Annotated in this window: 20 protein-coding genes; 11 read left to right on the forward strand and 9 right to left on the reverse strand. The window is 40.1% G+C overall.

Features of this window, described 5'->3' with window-relative positions; translation table 11 throughout:
• Window positions 1-38: 38 nt before the first annotated feature.
• Window positions 39-626 carry a peptide deformylase gene (gene def, locus ACX0HA_RS11050; protein ID WP_458845343.1) on the reverse strand — a complete coding sequence of 196 codons (588 nt, stop codon included), beginning with the start codon at window positions 624-626 and terminating at the stop codon, window positions 39-41.
• 120 nt (window positions 627-746) lie between these two features.
• Here def and ACX0HA_RS11055 point away from each other — a divergent pair, with 120 nt between their 5' ends.
• Window positions 747-3,023 (forward strand): FUSC family protein, encoded by a 2,277-nt coding sequence (locus ACX0HA_RS11055; protein ID WP_458845344.1) that lies wholly within the window; start codon window positions 747-749, stop codon window positions 3,021-3,023.
• A gap of 18 nt (window positions 3,024-3,041) precedes the next feature.
• Here the strand turns inward: ACX0HA_RS11055 and ACX0HA_RS11060 are convergent, their stop codons facing one another.
• The 4 genes from ACX0HA_RS11060 to ACX0HA_RS11075 form a co-directional block, all read right to left on the reverse strand.
• A complete protein-coding gene (locus tag ACX0HA_RS11060; RefSeq protein ID WP_458845345.1) occupies window positions 3,042-3,659 on the reverse strand; it encodes a hypothetical protein in 618 nt (205 codons plus the stop codon).
• Window positions 3,660-3,981: 322 nt separating this feature from the next.
• A complete protein-coding gene (locus ACX0HA_RS11065; protein WP_458845346.1) occupies window positions 3,982-5,490 on the reverse strand; it encodes a malate:quinone oxidoreductase in 1,509 nt (502 codons plus the stop codon).
• A gap of 109 nt (window positions 5,491-5,599) precedes the next feature.
• Window positions 5,600-6,010 carry a Holliday junction resolvase RuvX gene (gene ruvX / locus ACX0HA_RS11070; RefSeq protein WP_458845347.1) on the reverse strand — a complete coding sequence of 137 codons (411 nt, stop codon included), beginning with the start codon at window positions 6,008-6,010 and terminating at the stop codon, window positions 5,600-5,602.
• Window positions 6,011-6,047: 37 nt separating this feature from the next.
• Complete coding sequence (locus ACX0HA_RS11075) at window positions 6,048-6,785, reverse strand: class I SAM-dependent methyltransferase (protein WP_458845348.1); 738 nt, start codon at window positions 6,783-6,785, stop codon at window positions 6,048-6,050.
• A 112-nt stretch (window positions 6,786-6,897) separates the two neighbouring features.
• Here ACX0HA_RS11075 and ACX0HA_RS11080 point away from each other — a divergent pair, with 112 nt between their 5' ends.
• Both ACX0HA_RS11080 and ACX0HA_RS11085 read left to right on the forward strand, forming a co-directional pair.
• Window positions 6,898-7,713, forward strand: coding sequence for a 2,3,4,5-tetrahydropyridine-2,6-dicarboxylate N-succinyltransferase (locus ACX0HA_RS11080; protein ID WP_458845349.1), 816 nt, complete (start codon window positions 6,898-6,900; stop codon window positions 7,711-7,713).
• 10 nt (window positions 7,714-7,723) lie between these two features.
• A complete protein-coding gene (locus tag ACX0HA_RS11085) occupies window positions 7,724-9,550 on the forward strand; it encodes a glycosyltransferase (protein WP_458845350.1) in 1,827 nt (608 codons plus the stop codon).
• Here the strand turns inward: ACX0HA_RS11085 and ACX0HA_RS11090 are convergent.
• Both ACX0HA_RS11090 and ACX0HA_RS11095 read right to left on the reverse strand, forming a co-directional pair.
• A complete protein-coding gene (locus ACX0HA_RS11090) occupies window positions 9,543-10,352 on the reverse strand; it encodes a glycosyltransferase family 2 protein (protein WP_458845351.1) in 810 nt (269 codons plus the stop codon). The genes ACX0HA_RS11085 and ACX0HA_RS11090 overlap by 8 nt on opposite strands.
• Before the next feature lie 101 nt (window positions 10,353-10,453).
• Window positions 10,454-11,218 (reverse strand): Kdo domain containing protein, encoded by a 765-nt coding sequence (locus ACX0HA_RS11095; RefSeq protein ID WP_458845352.1) that lies wholly within the window; start codon window positions 11,216-11,218, stop codon window positions 10,454-10,456.
• Between the two features lie 94 nt (window positions 11,219-11,312).
• On the opposite strand from ACX0HA_RS11095, the gene ACX0HA_RS11100 reads away from it, so the two are divergent.
• Both ACX0HA_RS11100 and ACX0HA_RS11105 read left to right on the forward strand, forming a co-directional pair.
• Window positions 11,313-12,167, forward strand: a complete 855-nt coding sequence (locus ACX0HA_RS11100; RefSeq protein ID WP_458845353.1) for a glycosyltransferase — start codon at window positions 11,313-11,315, stop codon at window positions 12,165-12,167.
• Window positions 12,168-12,175: 8 nt separating this feature from the next.
• Window positions 12,176-12,952 carry a DUF5672 family protein gene (locus ACX0HA_RS11105; RefSeq protein ID WP_458845354.1) on the forward strand — a complete coding sequence of 259 codons (777 nt, stop codon included), beginning with the start codon at window positions 12,176-12,178 and terminating at the stop codon, window positions 12,950-12,952.
• 28 nt (window positions 12,953-12,980) lie between these two features.
• On the opposite strand, the gene ACX0HA_RS11110 is transcribed toward ACX0HA_RS11105, so the two are convergent.
• Window positions 12,981-13,835 carry a glycosyltransferase family 17 protein gene (locus tag ACX0HA_RS11110; protein ID WP_458845355.1) on the reverse strand — a complete coding sequence of 285 codons (855 nt, stop codon included), beginning with the start codon at window positions 13,833-13,835 and terminating at the stop codon, window positions 12,981-12,983.
• 206 nt (window positions 13,836-14,041) lie between these two features.
• On the opposite strand from ACX0HA_RS11110, the gene ACX0HA_RS11115 reads away from it, so the two are divergent.
• From ACX0HA_RS11115 to ACX0HA_RS11140, 6 genes are all read left to right on the forward strand, one after another.
• Window positions 14,042-15,145: a DegT/DnrJ/EryC1/StrS family aminotransferase gene (locus tag ACX0HA_RS11115; RefSeq protein ID WP_458845356.1), complete on the forward strand. Its 1,104-nt coding sequence runs from the start codon at window positions 14,042-14,044 to the stop codon at window positions 15,143-15,145.
• A gap of 4 nt (window positions 15,146-15,149) precedes the next feature.
• On the forward strand, window positions 15,150-15,725 hold the full coding sequence (locus tag ACX0HA_RS11120; protein ID WP_458845357.1) for an L-threonylcarbamoyladenylate synthase: 576 nt from the start codon (window positions 15,150-15,152) through the stop codon (window positions 15,723-15,725).
• Complete coding sequence (locus ACX0HA_RS11125; protein WP_458845358.1) at window positions 15,725-17,155, forward strand: CCA tRNA nucleotidyltransferase; 1,431 nt, start codon at window positions 15,725-15,727, stop codon at window positions 17,153-17,155. Before ACX0HA_RS11120 ends, ACX0HA_RS11125 begins: the two co-directional genes overlap by 1 nt.
• A 73-nt stretch (window positions 17,156-17,228) precedes the next feature.
• Entirely contained in the window at window positions 17,229-17,591 is a 363-nt protein-coding gene (locus ACX0HA_RS11130; RefSeq protein ID WP_458845359.1) for a four helix bundle protein, read from the forward strand.
• A 126-nt stretch (window positions 17,592-17,717) separates the two neighbouring features.
• Window positions 17,718-18,758, forward strand: coding sequence for a COX15/CtaA family protein (locus tag ACX0HA_RS11135; RefSeq protein ID WP_458845360.1), 1,041 nt, complete (start codon window positions 17,718-17,720; stop codon window positions 18,756-18,758).
• 72 nt (window positions 18,759-18,830) lie between these two features.
• A complete protein-coding gene (locus ACX0HA_RS11140; protein ID WP_458845361.1) occupies window positions 18,831-19,013 on the forward strand; it encodes a CsbD family protein in 183 nt (60 codons plus the stop codon).
• 139 nt (window positions 19,014-19,152) lie between these two features.
• Here the strand turns inward: ACX0HA_RS11140 and ACX0HA_RS11145 are convergent, their stop codons facing one another.
• Window positions 19,153-19,584: a DoxX family protein gene (locus ACX0HA_RS11145; RefSeq protein WP_458845362.1), complete on the reverse strand. Its 432-nt coding sequence runs from the start codon at window positions 19,582-19,584 to the stop codon at window positions 19,153-19,155.
• Between the last annotated feature and the right edge of the window lie 40 nt (window positions 19,585-19,624).

Consider the following 19,624-nt stretch of genomic DNA (forward strand, 5'->3'; position numbering starts at 1 on the left):
GAAGGCAAATATCTAATCTTTGGGGTAAAAAACAAAAATTATCTGCCTTTTTTGGCAACAAATTTCATTTTATAATCCGGTCTTGTTTTGCCCTCCATTATATTCTGTAGTTTCTTTTTTATCAACGTTTTTTTAAGGGAAGATATTTTGTCTGTAAACAATATTCCTTCAATGTGGTCATACTCATGCTGAATCACCCTTGCAATTAGCCCGTCAAATACATCGGTATGCTTTTCAAAAGCCTCATCGTAGTATTCTATAGTAATTCTTTCGTGGCGGTATACATCTTCGCGCACTTCAGGAATACTAAGGCAGCCTTCATTAAAGCCCCATTCTTCGCCCTCTTCCTTAAGGATAACAGGGTTAATGAATGTTTTCTTAAATCCTTTCAACAGTTCCTGCTCTTCTTTAGAAAGTTCGTCATCGTCACTGAAAGGCTCGGTATCAACAATAAACAGGCGAATAGAAAGACCTACCTGAGGTGCAGCAAGGCCCACCCCATAAGCATTATACATCGTTTCATACATATTGGCGATAACCTCATTAAGGCCAGGATGATCTTTGCTGATCTCTTCTCCTTTTTTCCTTAGTACCGGGTCGCCATATCCTACAATTGGTAATATCATAATCGCGTTACTTTAAATTTTTGCAGCATATAAACCGCAGTTTTCAGACCGCAAAAGTAATAAATTAAAATGATTTGCCATTGCCTGTGAAAATGCTAAAATTTTGTGAGAAATCACATTATGAAACACAGAATGATTTCAGCATTCATTACCTTTACATTTCAGCTTCACTATATGCTTCAGAGGATCCGAAATTTTACCGACAGCACTAATTTTACCAAAGCCATAATTGTTACGGTTGCTGCAGCTGCACCTGTAATTATACTATCACAGTATGGTTATTTCGAAGTAGGGTTTGCCATTGCACTGGGTGCATTTTTAACCTATCCTGCCGATATACCTAGCAATCTTCTACACCGCACCAAAGGCCTCCTTACAGCATCATTCATTGTACCGGCCTGTATGCTTGCCGTAAACCTGCTGCATCCCTATCCTTATATTTTTTTCCCAACAACGCTTGCCCTGGTATTTTTAATGTCTATGATATCAGTTTATGGGCAAAGGGCCACTATGGTCTCTTTTTCAGGACTTCTTGCCATAGCATTAGCAACCGGACACATACATACCGGATGGGAAATGATACAGTATGCCCTATACATACTTGCAGGGGGATTATTATACACATTTATATCAGTAACATTCAACTATCTGAGTCCGCACCGCTATTCCGAACTTCAAATCGCCGAATGCATGAAGCTTACGGGTAAGTACATGAAATTAAGAGGAGATCTGTGGAATGCCGATGCCGACAGGGCAAAAATTGTAGAAAAACAGCTTCACCTGCAGGTAGAAATCAACCTTACCCACGAAAATCTTCGTGAAGTACTTTTGCGCAACCGCAATGCCACACAAAATTCAAACCGTGGCCGCAAGATGCTTTTGGTATTTATATCGCTAATGGAGATATTAGAACTCGGATTATCCACCTCTTTTGACCATAGTAAACTTCACGAAAAGTTCAATGCTCACCCGAAGGTACTTGATACATACCAAAACCTTGCCTACAATCTTGCTTCGGCACTCAAAAGAATATCCAAGTCTATTGAGAACAGGAGTAAATACATCCCAAAGCATAAACTGACGCAGGATCTTGAAGCACTGGAAAAAGCAATTAACGAATATGAAGAAGAGCTGGGTAAAGAAGCCGCTTCAGAGGGTGTATGGATGCTGTCTAACATGCTGCATTATGCCGAAAAGCAAATTGAGAAGATCAAGATCATAGAACGTGCATTTACCAATAAAATAAATTTTAAAGATCTTGGCGGCGGAAGGGATAAAGACCTTGAAAAGTTTCTTACACCCGAATATTATCCCCTGCATACATTAAAGGAAAACCTTAGCTTCTCCTCGACCATTTTCAGGCATTCACTAAGGATCACTCTAAGCATTGCAGTGGGCTTTGCCATAGGCATCATATTTCCGCTGCAAAATGTGTACTGGATACTCCTTACCATAGTTGTGATCATGAGGCCGGGATATGGCCTTACAAAACAGCGCTCTTTTCAAAGGATTGCCGGTACCATACTGGGCGGCATCATTGCATTTGCGGTTCTCAGCATAGTACATAATACCATTATCATTGCTACGCTAACTATAGTCTGCATGCTGCTGGGTTATGCTTTTACTGCTGTCAACTACCGCATAGGGGCAACATTTGTAACTATATACGTAGTATTTGTGTATGGTATGCTTACCCCCGACATTACTGATGTTATACAATACCGTATAATCGATACTGCTGTAGGCGCAGCTATAGCGTTTTTTGCCAATTATTTGCTGTGGCCATCATGGGAATTCATGAATCTGCCGGTATTTATTAAAAAATCTATTGAGGCCAACAGGAATTACCTAACCGAAATATCGCTGTATTATAACCAAAAAGGCACTGTAACCACTTCTTACAGGCTGGCGCGAAAAAATGCCTTCGTCGAGCTTGGTAACCTTATGTCGTCGTACCAGCGCATGATACAGGAACCCAAATCGAAACAAAAACAACAAAACCAGGTATACAAGCTGGCTGTGCTTAACCATACATTGTTATCGTCGCTGGCATCACTTGGCACCTACATACAATCGCACAAGACCTACAAAGCATCTGAAGCTTTTAATGTAGTTGTTGAAACGGTTATAAAAAACCTCAACCACGCCATCGCATTAATGGCCATGGAAGCACAGGCCGAAGAAGCCTCGCTTAGCAATAACGAAGAACTTGCCATACGCTTTACAGAACTCAAGAACATACGTGCCCGCGAACTTCGTGAGGTACATATAACAGATGAGGAAGAATTCAGGTTAAAAATGGAAGAAGCCCATCTCGTAATAGAACAGCTCATTTGGCTTAACGGCTTATCTGAAAAAATAGTTAAAGCAACACGCCAACTGGAGCTGAAAAGCTAAATAATAATTTAATATTCTTTATGGAGTTTCTTTTATGATTTTACCTCCACTTTTTTCAAACCTGGCAATATCATAATCCGTAAAAACTTTCTTTCTCTCCAGAAAAAGTTTAAACATATCATAATCCACTTGAGGCATATTGCCATTTTTTTTCTCCTGCTTTATGAGTCGTTTTACCTTTTTATCCTGAGCATCATCCCTTACAACAAAAATAACCAAGGAGTAAACTTTACCACCTTTTAATCTGTTTAGCCTTTTATTTGACAGATAGCCGTATTTCTCGGTCATGGCAACAAATTCATTCAAATTCTTCTGATGAACATCTTCACAAAAATTTTTCCATGTAACAGGATTATATTTGGCATGGTCAGATCCTATAAATTCCGCAAGGTCTAATGATGACGGATTATTTTTTACAATAGTATTTTCAAAATAATAAAGAAAGGTTTTATCACTTTCCTTCTGTTGCTCTTTAGTCATCTTAACATATTCTGAGGCAACATGATCAAGGTAAAACATAAGGTCCAGCTTATCCAGTATAGCCTTCGTGTCAGTCAACACTAACGAATCCTTCTCAGCCTGACAGAAACCTGATATAGAAACAGAAAACAAGAAAACAAGAAATACATTTTTCATATTGAATTAAATTTCAATGCAATAATAATTATAATACTGCAACAAGCAGTTCGTTAAAACCTAAAAATAAATCCCAATAATTACTTATTGGGATTGAGTAGTAGTAAAGTATTGAAAAATTTTAGTTGGATTCCTCTTATCTGTTTTTTAGAAAAAGCTCCTTTTATTATTCTCCCAAAAGAGCATACAATAGTATAAATAAAGAACCTGAAAACTTTACGGTTTTCCTCATTTTGAGTTGATTTAACAAATTTTTAACAAGGCATGCATCATAAAAAAGCCACCCTTTTCAGGATGGCTTTCACAAATTATATATAGCTGATTAAATCGTAACTTTAGCTTCCAAGCCCAGCATCTTGTCAGAATGCTCCCTTACTTTAACAAGCAGTTCAGGGTTGTTGTTCAGCGCTGTACCGTAAGATGGGATCATTGTTTTCAGCTTTTGCTCCCATGCTTCGGTTTTCATCTGTTCCGGGAAGCAACGTTCCATAAGGTCAAGCATTATCGAAACCGCAGTACTTGCACCAGGAGAAGCTCCTAAAAGCACTCCAAGCGAACCGTCGGCACTGTTTATCACTTCGGTACCAAACTCAAGCTTACCGCCTTCTTTCTCGTCTTTCTTGATAACCTGTACACGCTGTCCTGCTGTTTCAAGCACCCAGTCTTCTTTCTTTGCATCCGGAAGGTATTCCCTCAATGCTTCCATCCTGTCATCCTGCGACTGCGTAACCTGCTGTATCAGGTATTTGGTAAGCGACATATTGTGGTAACCTGCCGCAAGCATTGGGGCTATATTATTGGCACGAATTGACGTAGGAAGGTCAAAATAAGACCCCTGCTTCAGGAATTTAGTACTGAACCCTGCATAAGGCCCAAACAATAATTCTTTCTTGCCGTTTATCATACGGGTATCAACATGGGGAACCGACATTGGCGGCGCACCTACTGATGCTTTTCCGTATACTTTTGCATTGTGTTTCTCTATTACTTCTTCGTTGATGCATTTCAGCCATTGCCCGCTTACCGGGAAACCTCCAAAGCCATCTCCTTCAGGAATACCGGCCTTTTCAAGCAGGTGAAGCGATCCGCCTCCGGCACCAATGAATACGAATTTGCCATACACACGCTTTTTATCACCTGTAGTAAGATCTTTTATCTTAAGCTTCCATTTAGGGCTCTTTCTTGAACGCCTTATTCCGCTTACATCCTGGTTAAAGTACATGTTCACGCCGGGCTGTTTTGCAAGCCATGCAAACATGTCACGTGTTAATTCGCCAAAGTTTACATCAGTACCAATTGGCATGTTTGTAGCTGCAAGCGCCTCACTGCTATCGCGGCCTTCCATTACCAATGGCATCCATGATTTCAGGATAGCATGATCCTCGGTATATTCCATTCCTTTGAACAAAGGATTTTTAGAAAGCAGCTCAAAGCGTTTTTTAAGGTAGCCTACGTTATCCTGTCCCCACACGAAGCTCATGTGTGGAATGCTTCTCACAAAATCTTCAGGTTTACTGATGCGCTTTTCTTCTATAAGATAAGCCCAAAATTGCTTGGACACTTCAAACCACTCGGCGATCTTTATCGCTTTAGAAGTCTCAACAGTACCGTTAGACAACTGTGGAGTGTAGTTTAGCTCGCAAAAAGCAGAATGTCCAGTACCCGCATTATTCCATGCGTCAGAACTTTCAGCTGCTGCTACGTCAAGCCTTTCGTAAATGTCAATTTTCACTTCGGGCATAAGCTCTTTTAAGAACATGCCAAGAGTGGCGCTCATGATACCTGCGCCAATAAGAACCACGTCCGGTTCCTGATTTATCGTTGTGGACATTGTGTAAATTTGAATACTGCAAATTTACTTTGAATAACTCGAAATTTTATCTTAAATCAACGGGAATAGGCGTTAAATTTAATTTTTACGAATACATAAAAAAAAATGTTTATTTTTTTCGTGATAAATAATCCTGTAACATAATCGTTGCCGATATCTCATCAATCAAACCCTTATCCTGACGTTGCTTCTTTTTAAGCCCACTATCTATCATTGTCTGGAAAGCCATCTTGCTGGTAAAGCGCTCATCAACCCTTTCCAATTGCATATCAGGAAACTGCAAAGTAAATTTTGTTATAAATTCTTCAATTAGAGGTGCACTTTGTGATGGAAGCCCATTCATCTGCTTTGGCTCGCCTATAAGAACCCTTTCTACCTTTTCTTTTGTAAAATAATCCTTAAGAAAATCAATGGCTCTTGGTGACTCAACAGTAGTAAGCCCCGAGGCGATAAATTGCATTTCGTCGGTCACTGCGATGCCCGTTCTTTTAAGGCCGTAATCTATGGCGAGTATTCTCATGTAATTTTAGATTTAGATGGGTGAGGCCAATATTGTTTTAATCTTTTAGTTTCCCAATCCTCAAAAGTAAAGGAAAAGTAACTTTCTTATCGCCTTTCTCCCAATATTCTTTCAGTTCATCACGAATCACGTCAACCGGATTGCTGCCGTTCTTCTTTATGTAGTGCTGCACTGCCGACCAGGTTTCAAGATAGCCGGTGAGTTGTTCAAACGTCCAGGTAAATTCGTTAGTAAACTGCTTCACTTCCACTTCTTCAAAGGGAAAAGGAATCGTTGTGTAATTCTCGTCAAGATAACGCCTCTCGGCATCCCAGTACGGCCCTGTGATGTCATTATAAAAATGCTTCAGGAGTTTCTCCGACTCACCATTCACAGTAAACAATCCATAGCCTAAAACAGCAAAGACACCATCCGGTTTCAAAATACGATGCACCTCCTTATAAAACGCCTCAAAGTCGAACCAGTGTATGGCCTGAGCCACGGTAATAAGGTCAAATTGTGAGTCGGCAAACGATGTTTGCTCAGCGCGCTCTACCTTATATATAATGTTATCTTTTTGTAAAGCATTTGCAAGCTGTTTTTCGCTGATATCTGTAGCATATACCTGCTTAAAGTGCTTTGCGAGCTCTACTGCTACCTGTCCGTTTCCGGTTGCCACATCAAGCGCAGATTGTTTGTTTTCTGCAAATGACGCGATATAAGCTATCATCTCCGACGGATAATACGGACGGTATTTTGAATAGCCTTTTGCCTGTATTGAAAAATTATCTTTCATCAATAAAATTTGTGATTTAGTAAAGATAATTCATTATGTTTGAAAAAGCATATCAGATTACTTATGCAATCTTAAAAAACCAACTTATATTTGCCCAAACGACTTATTTGACATGCAAAATTTACAAACCCTTGTAGAACAGGCCTGGGAAAACAGAGACCTGTTGAAAGAAGAAACAACTACCAACGCCATTCGCGAAGTTATTGAGCTTTTAGACTCAGGAAAACTACGTGTAGCTGAACCGATTGAAGGTGGCTGGCAGGTAAATGAATGGGTAAAAAAAGCGGTGGTTATGTACTTCCCTATCCAGAAAATGGAAACCCTTGAAGCAGGAATATTTGAATATCACGATAAAATGCTACTTAAGCGCAACTATGCCGAAAAAGGCATCCGCGTTGTACCTAATGCAGTAGCACGTTACGGTGCCTATATATCATCTGGCGTTATCCTTATGCCCAGTTATGTAAACATTGGCGCTTATGTAGACGAAGGCACTATGGTTGACACATGGGCAACCGTAGGAAGCTGTGCACAAATAGGCAAGAACGTTCACCTTAGCGGTGGTGTTGGTATCGGTGGCGTACTGGAGCCGCTTCAGGCAGCCCCGGTTATCATCGAAGACGGCGCATTCATCGGTTCAAGATGTATCGTTGTTGAAGGCGTTCGCGTAGAGACAGAAGCTGTTCTTGGTGCTAATGTATGCCTTACCGCATCTACAAAGATCATTGACGTAACTGGTGATGAACCCATAGAAATGAAAGGTATCGTACCTGCACGCAGTGTAGTAATACCAGGAAGCTATACCAAAAAATTTGCCGCAGGCGAATACCAGGTGCCATGTGCGCTTATCATTGGTAAACGCAAGCCGTCCACTGACCTTAAAACTTCGCTGAATAATGCCCTGCGCGAATATGATGTAGCGGTTTAACAGTTTTTTAATGAGCGACAGAAACAGAATATCTGCACTTGCAATTGTATTTAACGAAGAGCACAATATCAGGCAATACCTGGACAATATGTCTTTTGCCGATGAGATTATTGTGGTTGACTCTTTCAGTACCGACAATACCCCTGCAATCATAAAAGAAGAATACCCGCATGTTAAGTTTTACCAGCGGGCATTTGATGATTTTTCTTCACAGCGGAACTACACCCTGAACTTTGCTACAAACGACTGGGTCGTATTTTTTGATGCTGACGAAAGGGTTACGCAAAAAGGTATTGATGAGATCATTGCAACTGTAAATAGCGAGCCTGAAGAAGCTGCCTTTTGGTTTAAGCGTATCTTTTATTACAAGGGGCGCCCAATGATCAATAACAGCTTCAACAAAGACAGGGCCATACGACTTTTCAGGAAGTCGAAATGTAAATATTCTGAAAAACTTGTTCACGAAACATTATCAATAAACGGTAAAAGCGGCCACCTGAAAGAATCCATCCACCACTACTCCTTCAAGAGTAAGGAGGATTTTTTAGAGAAAAGGCTGCAATACTCAAAACTTAAGGCAAAAGAGCTTTACCAAAAGGGAGTTAAAACTAACTTATACCACCTTTCGGTAAGGCCTGCCTTTCGTTTTTTTAAATACTATATTTTAGGGCTTGGCTTCCTTAACGGGAAACGAGGCATTGAAATCGCCGGAATACTTGGCTACCACGTATACATGAGGTATGTATACCTAAGGGAAATGGCAAACCACAAGGATAACCCTAAAATACTTGTTATCCAGCAAAAAATGATTGGCGATGTATTGGCCAGCAGCATAATATGCGCTAATCTAAAAGCCATATATCCGTTCTCTACATTAGACTATCTTATTTATCCTTTTACACAGCCGGTGGTAGAAAACAACCCTGCTATGGATAATCTTATACTTTTTGACCAAAAGTACAGGGACAGCAAATGGAAATTCATGCAATTTGTATTTGACATCCGTAAAAAAAACTATGATATTGTGGTTGACGCTTATGGCATACTGGGAAGCAACATTATTGTAGGTTTTTCCAGGGCAAAGACCAGGATAGGCTTTCACAAGTCGTACTCGAGCTTTGTATACACTCACACGGTCGAAGAACTTAAAATACCCCTGTCTAACGCCGGGCTTGCATTGGATAACCGCATGCAGCTCGTAAGGGTACTGGAACCTAAACTACCGCTAATCAACAGGCCTGAAATATACCTGACACAGGAAGAGATAGCGTACGGAAGGCAGTTTTTAGACAATAAAGGCATCCCTGCGGGAACTAAAACATACATGATAAGTGTTTTGGGAAGCTTGAATATAAAATCTTACCCTGCTGCCTATATGGCAAAACTGCTGGATTTCATCACGCAAAACAGTGATGCCATACTAATCTTCAACTATATACCCTCTCAGCAGGCTGAGGCAGAAGCCCTTTACAACCTGTGCAGTGAAGCTGCAAAACAAAGGATAAGAATGGACATCAGCCCGGGAACGATCAGGGAATTTCTATCGGTTCTGTATCATTGTAATGCACTGATGGGTAATGAGGGAGGAGCGGTAAATATGGCAAAAGCGCTTTACATACCAACCTTTACCATATTCTCTACATGGATCAAAAAAGAAGCATGGAATTCTTTTGAAGATGGCACAACAACCATATCTGTCCACCTTAAAGACTTTAAGCCTGAGCTGTATGGCGAAACTTCTCCTAAAGAGATGAAGCCAAAAGCACTGGAACTTTATGAAGCCTTTACTCCGGATCTTATAATTCCTGAATTAAAGAAGTATATCGAAATTAATTAGAGTCGATACCTATTGGTGTCTTAACGACTTTATTATCGCGGGTATTCTTGCGGATGGCATAGTTTTTCTTCCATGTCTCCTCATTTACATAACCACGCTTATGGTCAAGGTGCACGCATATCGCATTATAGCGTATTTGTTTTGACTTAAGTCCTTTGTTGAACAGCCTTTCACCAAGCTCTCTGTCCTGACCTCCATACTGCATTTCCTGATTAAATCCGTTAATATGAACTAAGTCGGTTTTCCAGCCTGAAGCGTTATGCCCATTCCATGTGGCTTTAGTGGGAGTAACAAAATTCAGTAAAGTAGCCAAAAAACCTGAAGCAGAAAGCTTCAGCTTGTTTTTATCCGGCAATCCCATACTTGTAAGCCATTTTACATCAAAACACCTTTGCGAAACGATATCATCTTTGCTAATCGCAACCGATATATCCATTGGCAGCTTAAAGTAACCGCCTGAAAGGAAATACCCCTGCTCACGGAACTTGATATGTGTAGCTACAAAATCTTCCCTCGGGATACAGTCACCATCGGTAAAGATCAGGTAATCGCTGTTAGCAGCCATAATGGCTTTATTAAGTATCTGAGATTTCTGGAAACCGTTATCTTCCTGCCAAACGTGTACTAATGGCATATCAATTTCCTGACGAAGCCTGTCCAGCAGTTCTTTGGTTTTAGGACCCGAGCCATCATCAGCGATAATGATCTCAAAATCCTTTTCGGTTTGTACACTAAAGCCCCATATCACTTTTTCAAGCCATGCCTCGGCATTATAGGTACTCATTATAACAGATGCTTTCATTCTTTTTTAAGTTGCTTAGGTACTAGGCTCTGAGATTCTGAGGTTTTTACCTTAGTCACTAAGTAACTAAGAACCTAAGGCACTCGCGAAGCGCAAATATATTACTTTTTTTTCAGGCCAAGCTTTTGCTTAAGGGCACGCTTGCGATGAAATCTATTAGCAAAATACTGTGTCTGCTTCACCATTAGCTTCAGCACTTCATCATACGATTTACCATACAATTTTGCATATTCATCACTCATTACCTCAACAAGGCGAATCTCAGGTGTTAGTTTTGCCATGTTGATTATCCTTTGCTCAAATGACATTGAATTATGGAAATTCATCCTGTTAAGATCGACCAGAAAGAAAGCATACTGCCCCTCTCCTGTTTTATTTATAAGTGTATTTCCGGGAGTGTGGTCAAGGAACTCTACTCCTTTTTCATGAAGTCCAAAAGAAAAACGTGTAAACTGCCTTAATATGTTTTCGTGATCAGGATAATCCGGTATTTCAATCAATTGCCTGAAGGTTAGATCGGCTTCAAGCTGTTCACTCATGTAATAGCTGTCCTGTAGCGAAAATGGTGCAAGATTTTCAAAATATGCTATGGGCTGTGGCGTGCCTATACCTTTTTCAAGAAGTATGTTGGCAAACTCATATGAACGTCGTGCTTTAGACTTCCTGAAGAAACGGTATACAACCTTATTGATAAAATTCGGAATTTTGAATGACTTTACATTCACGGTAAGGTTTCCAAGCTCAAACAGCTTTATCTTATTTCTTTTACCATCTACAAACAGTTTGCCTGTAGTATCAAAATTTTCAATAATCTGTGTTATTTCCTGAGCCTGCGAAAGAAATTCCGGATGTATGACTTTGTTCATTCAGCGATTGCAATTTTATACAAAAGTAACCATTTTGAATTTCCTACTTCAAATAAATACTTTATTTTTACCCACTATAACAATAAGCCGATACATGTTTAACCACTACCTCATTACCCGTTTTAACCTTAAAAACCCTAAGTGGGACGTTACCAAAAACAACGAAACCCTGCTTAACGATGAGTGGCTTGAACACAGGCTATGGCTTTTTGAGAATTTTTGTTTCCCCTCGGTTGCAGCACAGGTTAACCGCAACTTTACCTGGCTTATCTACTTTGACATCACAACCCCTGATGCTTACAAGCAAAAGATAGAAACAATCATTGGCAATCAGCCGAACATCAGGATCTTTTATATTGATGGTATGCCTGCCTTCTATCCTGAGATAAGTAAGATCATCTCAACAGAAGCAGCAGACAAACCTTACCTTATCACGTCGCGCATTGATAATGACGACTGCATCAGCAAGAACTTTATAGACGAAATACAAAAGCAGTTCAGCAGCCAGGATTATATGGCTATAGACATTATAAACGGCTACTCACTACAGATAAAACCCGTGATAATGCTGGGTAAAAAAGAGCATATCTTTAACCCGTTCATAAGCCTAATCGAAAAGAACGACAACCCAAAAACAGTGTGGGCAAACGACCATAACCACTGGAAGAAAGAAACCCGTGTAAAACAGGTTACAGGAAAGAGATTGTGGATGTCTATAATACACGAAAAGAACAAGGTAAATGAATTTGACGGCTATGGCAACATTCCATGGGAAAGCGTTAATAAGGAATTCATCGTATCTGACAACATGAAAGCAATCATAGCAGCAGAGATACTGCCATACAGCAAATGGGCATGGACAAGCTTTAAGAATGAGCTGTATGTAAAATGGGTATTGTTCAACAAATCCCTTAAAAAAGCGTTGGGCATCTATAAACTGAAACAATAAGCATAATTATGAAAAAAGCGATTGTTGTAGTTCCTATCTACAAAACAGATCTTGACGCGAACGAAATACTGTCACTCAAAAGATCTATAAAAATACTGCACCAGCATCCTTTTGCGATTGCCTGCCCCGAACATTTAGACATTACTCCGCTAAACAGCATATTGGCACCTGTACATTATACAATACACAGGTTCGAAGACAGTTACTTTAAAGGCATTGCAGGCTACAATAAGCTAATGCTTTCGGAGGTGTTTTACAATAGCTTCAGCGATTATGAAAACCTGTTGATATGCCAGACCGATGTTTTTGTGTTTGATGACCAGCTGAACTACTGGAGCAATAAAGGCTACGATTACATAGGCGCGCCCTGGATTGCATCAAGCCAGACACCTATCACTAAATTGCTGCTGAATATAAACAACACCTTCAAAAAGAAGAAAAAGAGAACGGAACACTTCTTTAAGGTAGGCAACGGCGGATTCTCGCTACGAAAAGTTGCTACTATGCAAAAGATCGTATCTGAACAGAAAGCTAATATAGAACATTGCCTTGCAAACCCTAACGACCTGAGCCATCATGTGGAAGATGTTTATTTTTCACTGGTTGCACCCGTACTTACCGAAATGAAGATTCCTGATTATAAAGAAGCTGTAGGCTTTGCTATGGACAGGAAACCGGATATCGCCTATAAGCTGAACAATAAAAAGCTCCCTTTTGCCTGCCACAGGTTTTACAACCGCAAAGTGAAGGATTTCTGGATGCCGATTATTGAGAAGATCAAATAAAAAACGCGGGTTATAACCCGCATTTTTTTTATAACTTATAAAAATGTTCTGAGAACTTCTGCTGAACATCTTCACGTTTAAGATATTCGGGAAGGCTGTCTATAGAAGACATAACCTCAAATTCCATATTCCTGCCAAGAATATCTTTTCCGTTTTTAAGGCAGTTTTCAATAAAGCATTCATCTTTAATCCTGTCGAGATTATACTCGGTATGTGAGAAAGCCTCAAGCTTTTGTTTTATTTTATTAAAGCCTCCCATAAAGGTGAAATGCCATCCTGCATTAGGAATGATATCATACACCTGTTTTCTGCGAAGCGTGCGCATAAGCGTCTTACGGATTCTTACCGGGGTTTGCTTAAGCAGATTGTATGGCATCATCGCTGTACCAAACCATATTCCGTCTTTAGCTTCTTCTTTAGTCATTCGGCTCTCCTTGTCATAGATAAGCTTATGGTTAAAGAAGTACATGAACATGTCCATCTTCAGTCCGTATATCCTGTCAACACCCCTCTCAAGGTATTCTTTAAGCAAGGAAGCCCTTGGAATTTCATCAATATCCGAAATAAGAATGATATCATCCTGATTGCATTCTTTTAAGCCTTTTAGTATGCTGTTGCGTTGGTAAAACTCCAGTTTCCATGGTGAGAACGGATTGATCACCGGAATAAACAACGGGTATTTAGTTAGCTTTACATGAATGATCTTGTCCAGGTATTTTGCAAAACGTTCTTTATTTTCCTCAAAAATAAAAGGCTTCGGGTCGTTTTGAAACGTCCTGTCTGCCTCTACGATAACAAATTTATCAACTACGCTATCCAGCTCATTGAGCCTGATTTCCAACAGGTCAAGCTCATTAAAAAATATAAAGCAGTCATAAACCATAGTGCTAAAGATTAATTGTTTGGGCGGCGAAAATAACCTTTTTTAACATCATTTCAGGTAAAAATAACTTTACTTTATTATAAAATCAATCATAATTCGCCTTTTTCACTTTTAACAATCAGATTTATTCTAATCCCATACACTAAAAGACTGTGATGTGCTGTTAAGTAAAAAACCTATTTTTACAACTTCAAACACCACTAACAATGATAAAATTTCTCGATCTGCAAAAAGTAAACCTTCAGCACCAGGAGGAAATCGAATCCCGATTGCTAAAAACCTTCCGAAGCGGCTGGTACCTGTTGGGCGAAGAAGTAAAACAATTCGAGAAAAATTTATCTGCCTACATTGGTACGAAACACGCCATAGGTGTCGCTAACGGCCTGGATGCATTAAGGCTTATCTTTAAAGCCTATATAGAGTTGGGTATCATGCAGCCCGGTGATGAAGTGATCGTTCCGGCAAACACCTATATTGCTTCGTTGCTTGCGCTTACGGATAACAATCTTGTACCGGTATTGGTAGAGCCCGACATCTCTACCTATAACATTGATATAACCAAAATAGAAGAAAACATAACTTCTAAAACAAGGGGAATAATGGTTGTACATCTTTACGGCAGGGTAATATTCAGTGATGAACTTACAGCACTATCCAAAAGACATAACCTGCGAATAGTAGAAGACAATGCACAGGCCATAGGAGCGGAATGGAACGGCATTAAAACCGGAAACCTGGGCGATGCAGCGGGATTCAGTTTTTATCCAGGGAAAAACCTTGGGGCATTAGGCGATGCCGGTGCTGTCACTACCAAAGACGACAAACTTGCCCGAACGATAAGAGCCCTGGCAAATTATGGATCGGAAGAGAAATACGTCAACAAATATCAGGGATTGAACTCAAGGCTGGACGAAATCCAGGCAGCCGTGCTTGACGCAAAACTGCATCATCTTGACACCGAAAACGAAATACGCAGAGCAGTTGCCAGATATTATATCGAAAACATCAGCAATGCTGCGATAATTCTGCCTGAACTCCCAAACAACAGTAACGGGCACGTATGGCATCTTTTTGTGATCCGCACGGACAATAGGGACAAACTACAGCAATACCTGAACGATAACGGCATACAGACACTGATTCATTATCCTATACCTCCGCATAAACAGGCAGCATATCCTCAGCTAAATGGATTATCTTTGCCGATAACAGAACAGATACACCGCGAAGTGATCAGTTTACCGATTAGCCCAGTGCTTACCGCAGACGAGATCCAGAAAGTGGTTGATATTATCAATAATTACAAATAATATAATGAATACTCCCGATATAAATACCGAAGTTCACAATGCCTTTGAAGTAATAAAAAATGGCGGAATCATCCTGTACCCTACCGATACGGTTTGGGGTATCGGCTGCGATGCCTCTAACCCTGAAGCGGTAAAGAAAATTTACGAATTGAAACAGCGCGAGGAAACCAAAAGCATGATCGTGTTGATGAATAGCGACCGTATGATGCATACCGTATTCAGTAATATACCGGAAGTGGCATGGCAGATACTGGATCTTTCAGAAAAGCCAACCACGATAATACTGGATAATCCGCGTAATGTGGCGGCAAACCTTATTGCCGAAGACAAGACCCTTGGCGTTCGCCTGGTTAAAGAACCTTTCTGCTTTAAGCTTATGGAACGCATGAAAAAACCGTTGGTTTCTACCTCGGCAAACATCAGCGGTATGCATACCCCTAATTCTTTTAAAGAAATTGACCGTCATATTTTGGACGGCGTAGACTATATCGTAAATTTGCACCACGATAAAATTGCCGCTAAACCATCGACCATCATAAAGCTGGGAAATGATTTACAGGTAAAAGTGATACGACGTTAATGGAAAACAAAACTTCATATAAAGAAGCGCTTAATAACAGGATATTTGACATTACCTCGCAAGCTGCCGGAGAACTTAACGTAAACAGCTATGTTATAGGCGGTTTTGTAAGGGATTTTCTTTTGCAGAGGGATTTCAAGAAAGACATTGATATTGTTGCCGTAGGCAGCGGTATTGACCTTGCCGAGAAAGTATCTTCCCTGCTTCCCAACAAACCAAAAGTACAGGTATTTAAAAGCTATGGCACTGCCATGCTTCGTTTTGAAGAGATTGATATTGAATTCGTTGGCGCCCGAAAAGAGTCGTACAACAGGGACAGCCGCAACCCTATAGTGGAAACCGGAACCCTTGAAGACGACCAGAACCGCCGCGATTTTACCATCAATGCCCTTGCTTTGTCATTGTCACCTGCAAATTTCGGTGAATTGGTAGACCCTTTTGGTGGCGTTGAAGACCTGAAGAATAAAATAATCCGTACGCCGCTTAACCCTGATATAACTTACAGCGATGACCCGTTGCGAATGATGCGTGCCATACGCTTTGCATCACAGCTGAACTTCACTATCGAAGAAGAATCACTTAAGGCTATAGAAAGAAATAAAGAGCGTATTAAAATAATCTCGGGTGAGCGCATAGTAGACGAGCTGAACAAGATACTCATGTCTGCTGTGCCTTCTGTAGGCTTCAAGCTGCTCCACCAGACAGGATTATTGCAAATAATACTGCCGGAACTTACCGCACTTCAGGGTGTGGAAGAAGTGGAAGGCCAAACCCATAAAGATAATTTTTACCACACTCTTGAAGTGGTCGATAATATAGCTCCTAATACCGATGATGTATGGCTGCGCTGGTCGGCATTATTGCACGATATAGGCAAAGCCCCAACAAAGAAATTCCACAAAAAAGTGGGATGGACTTTCCACGGACATGAGTTTTTGGGTGGTAAAATGGTGAAGAAGCTATTTGAGAGGCTTCACATGCCGCTTAACCATAAAATGAAATACGTCGCTAAAATGGTGATGCTGAGTTCGCGCCCTATCGTGTTGGCGCAGGATATCGTTACCGATTCGGCAGTGCGCAGGCTTATTTTTGATGCCGGAGAAGATGTAGAAGACCTGATGATCCTTTGCGAAGCTGACATTACAACCAAAAATGCATCGAAATTTAAAAAGTACCATAACAACTTTAAGATCGTACGCCAAAAAATAGTAGAAGTTGAAGAACGCGACCATGTGCGCAATTTCCAGCCGCCAATTACAGGCGAAGAGATAATGGAAGTCTTTAACCTTAAGCCCGGCAGGGAAATAGGCGTACTGAAAGAAGCCATTAAAGAAGCGATACTGGAAGGCGAAATACATAACGATTATGATTCGGCTTATGCGTTTATGATGGTGAGAGCGAAAAAGCTGGGACTCGAGGCGGTGAAGTAAGTTACAAAGTAGCAAAGATACAAAGATACAAAGTGGCAGAGTTAGATAATTACTAAGTTTATAATAGTATTAAATGAAGACTTTTAGAGATTTAATTATTTGGCAAAAAGCCATGATTTTAGTAACCAACTGCTACAAAACGACTAGTAACTTCCCAAAAGAAGAACAATTTGGGCTTACATCGCAAATCAAGAGATGTTCAATATCTATTCCCAGTAATATAGCTGAAGGATTTGGAAGAGGGACAAATAAAGAATATTATCGTTTTCTAAATATCTCTATGGGATCGTTATTTGAATTCCAAACACAAATTGAGATAGCATATAATCTGGGATACATTTCAGAAACTGATTTTAATTCTATTTATGAAGACAGTAGAGAAATTGAGCGTATGCTTAGCTCATTTATGAATAAAATTAAAAGCTCTTTGAATTAGAAATATGATTTATATCATAACTAAAACTAAATAAGCTGACTTACTTTACACTAAAATAAAATTTTGCAGCTCGGATACTTTGTAACTTTGTTACTCTGCAACTTAGCTACTTTGAAACTATAAATTATGAAAATTAGTTTTCAGAAAATTACAAAAACCGCTCTAATATTAGTCTACCTTGTAATTGTTGCCGGTGCTTTGGTACGTATGACCGGCTCAGGAATGGGCTGCCCGGACTGGCCGAGGTGTTTTGGGTACTACATCCCCCCTACCGACATTAAAGAACTGATGTGGTCACCCAACCACCAGTTCAATAAAGGACAGGTGATCATTAAAGATGAAAAACTTTGGGTTGCCAAAGAAACCTTTACTACTACTGATGCTTATGATGGTGCCAACTGGGAGGTATATACCAAACACGATTACGCCGAATTCAATCCGGTACACACCTGGGTAGAATACATAAACAGGCTTACAGGTGCCCTTGCAGGTGTAGCGGTATTTGCAATGGCGATAGCATCTTTTGGTTTCTGGCGAAGAAAAACAAATATTATCCTGCTGTCGTGGCTGGCTGTGTTTATGATGGGTTTCCAGGCATGGCTTGGAGCAACGGTAGTATATTCGGTACTGAACCCGGTTAAGATTACCATTCACATGGTTATGGCACTGGTAATAGTAGCCGTGATACTCTACATCCTTGACAAATCTAAAGAGCTGAACTACGCAGCCATAAGCTTTAAAAAAGACAAGTTGTTCAAATCGCTGCTTGTAATCTCATTAATTATAACACTTATACAGGTTGTATTAGGAACAGAAGTCCGCCAGTTTGTAGACGAGCGCGTTAAGATGTTGGGCTATGAGAACATGCACCTGGTTATGGACAGCCCGCTCATACAATTCTATTTCCACCGTACGTTCTCATTTATAGTATTTGGCGTTAACCTGTGGCTGTACCTGCGTAACAGGAAACTAAACCTTGGCTATGTCAAAACCACATGGGTAATGTGGCTGCTGGGTATCGAAATTTTATCCGGGATCGCTATGTATTACCTTGATTTTCCTTTTGGGATGCAGACAACACACCTTGTGTCAGCTTCAGCTTTATTTGGTATACAATTCTATATGATATTGGAAAGCTCAAGGAAAGAAGGGCAATATTTAGCATAGTTTTACATTTCCCTTACCACAAGTTTAAGAGAACAGTAGGTAACTTTACATTGTAATCAAAACAAAAAAGCTATGCCAAATTCAACGGAACTTAAAGGAAACTGGGACGAATTTAAAGGAAAATTAAAACAGAAATATGCCGATCTTACTGATGATGATCTGATGTATGAAGAAGGCAAAGACGATGAAATGTGGGGAAAACTTGAACAGAAACTGGGAAAAGCGAAAAAAGAGATTTTATCTTTATTCCAATAGCCGGTATTCCTTCAGGGGTAAATAACCACATATTCCGAAACTGTTCCATAAGCAACAATTTGCTTATCGAACAGTTTTTTTATTTATATACTTTGATGACGTAGCAGTTCTACATCTCTACATCGTTGACAAGGGTTATTTAATCCTCTCTTTTCTTTTTACCAAAAGTGGCTCGCCACGACCCACAACTCCACAATGGCCAAATGACCAATAGCGGATGCAGGAACAAGCGCGTAAGCCTTATACTGTCTGAATTCAGGCCAAAGGCGTCGACATGGTTGGCATATTGCGCATAATTGCCGGGGAAAATACAAATAAAGAAAACAGCAACTACCCAGCCTACCTGTACTCGATAGCGTGTAACAGAGAGTAATAAAAGGCCTAGCACTAACTCTACCCCACCTGATAATGTTACTACTAGGCCGGCATCAAGAGGTACCCAGCTGGGTACCTGAGCCAAAAAAGGTTCATGTAAAAAAGTTAGGTGGCCTATACCCGTAAAAATCAAAAGGCTTCCCAGTAATATCCTGAAGATATTTTGAGCTTTGGTGTAATGAACAGATGTTTCCATAATAATAAGGTTTTTTGGTTAGCATAAAGTTAGCAATAAA

Source organism: Flavobacterium hauense, assembly GCF_054457175.1.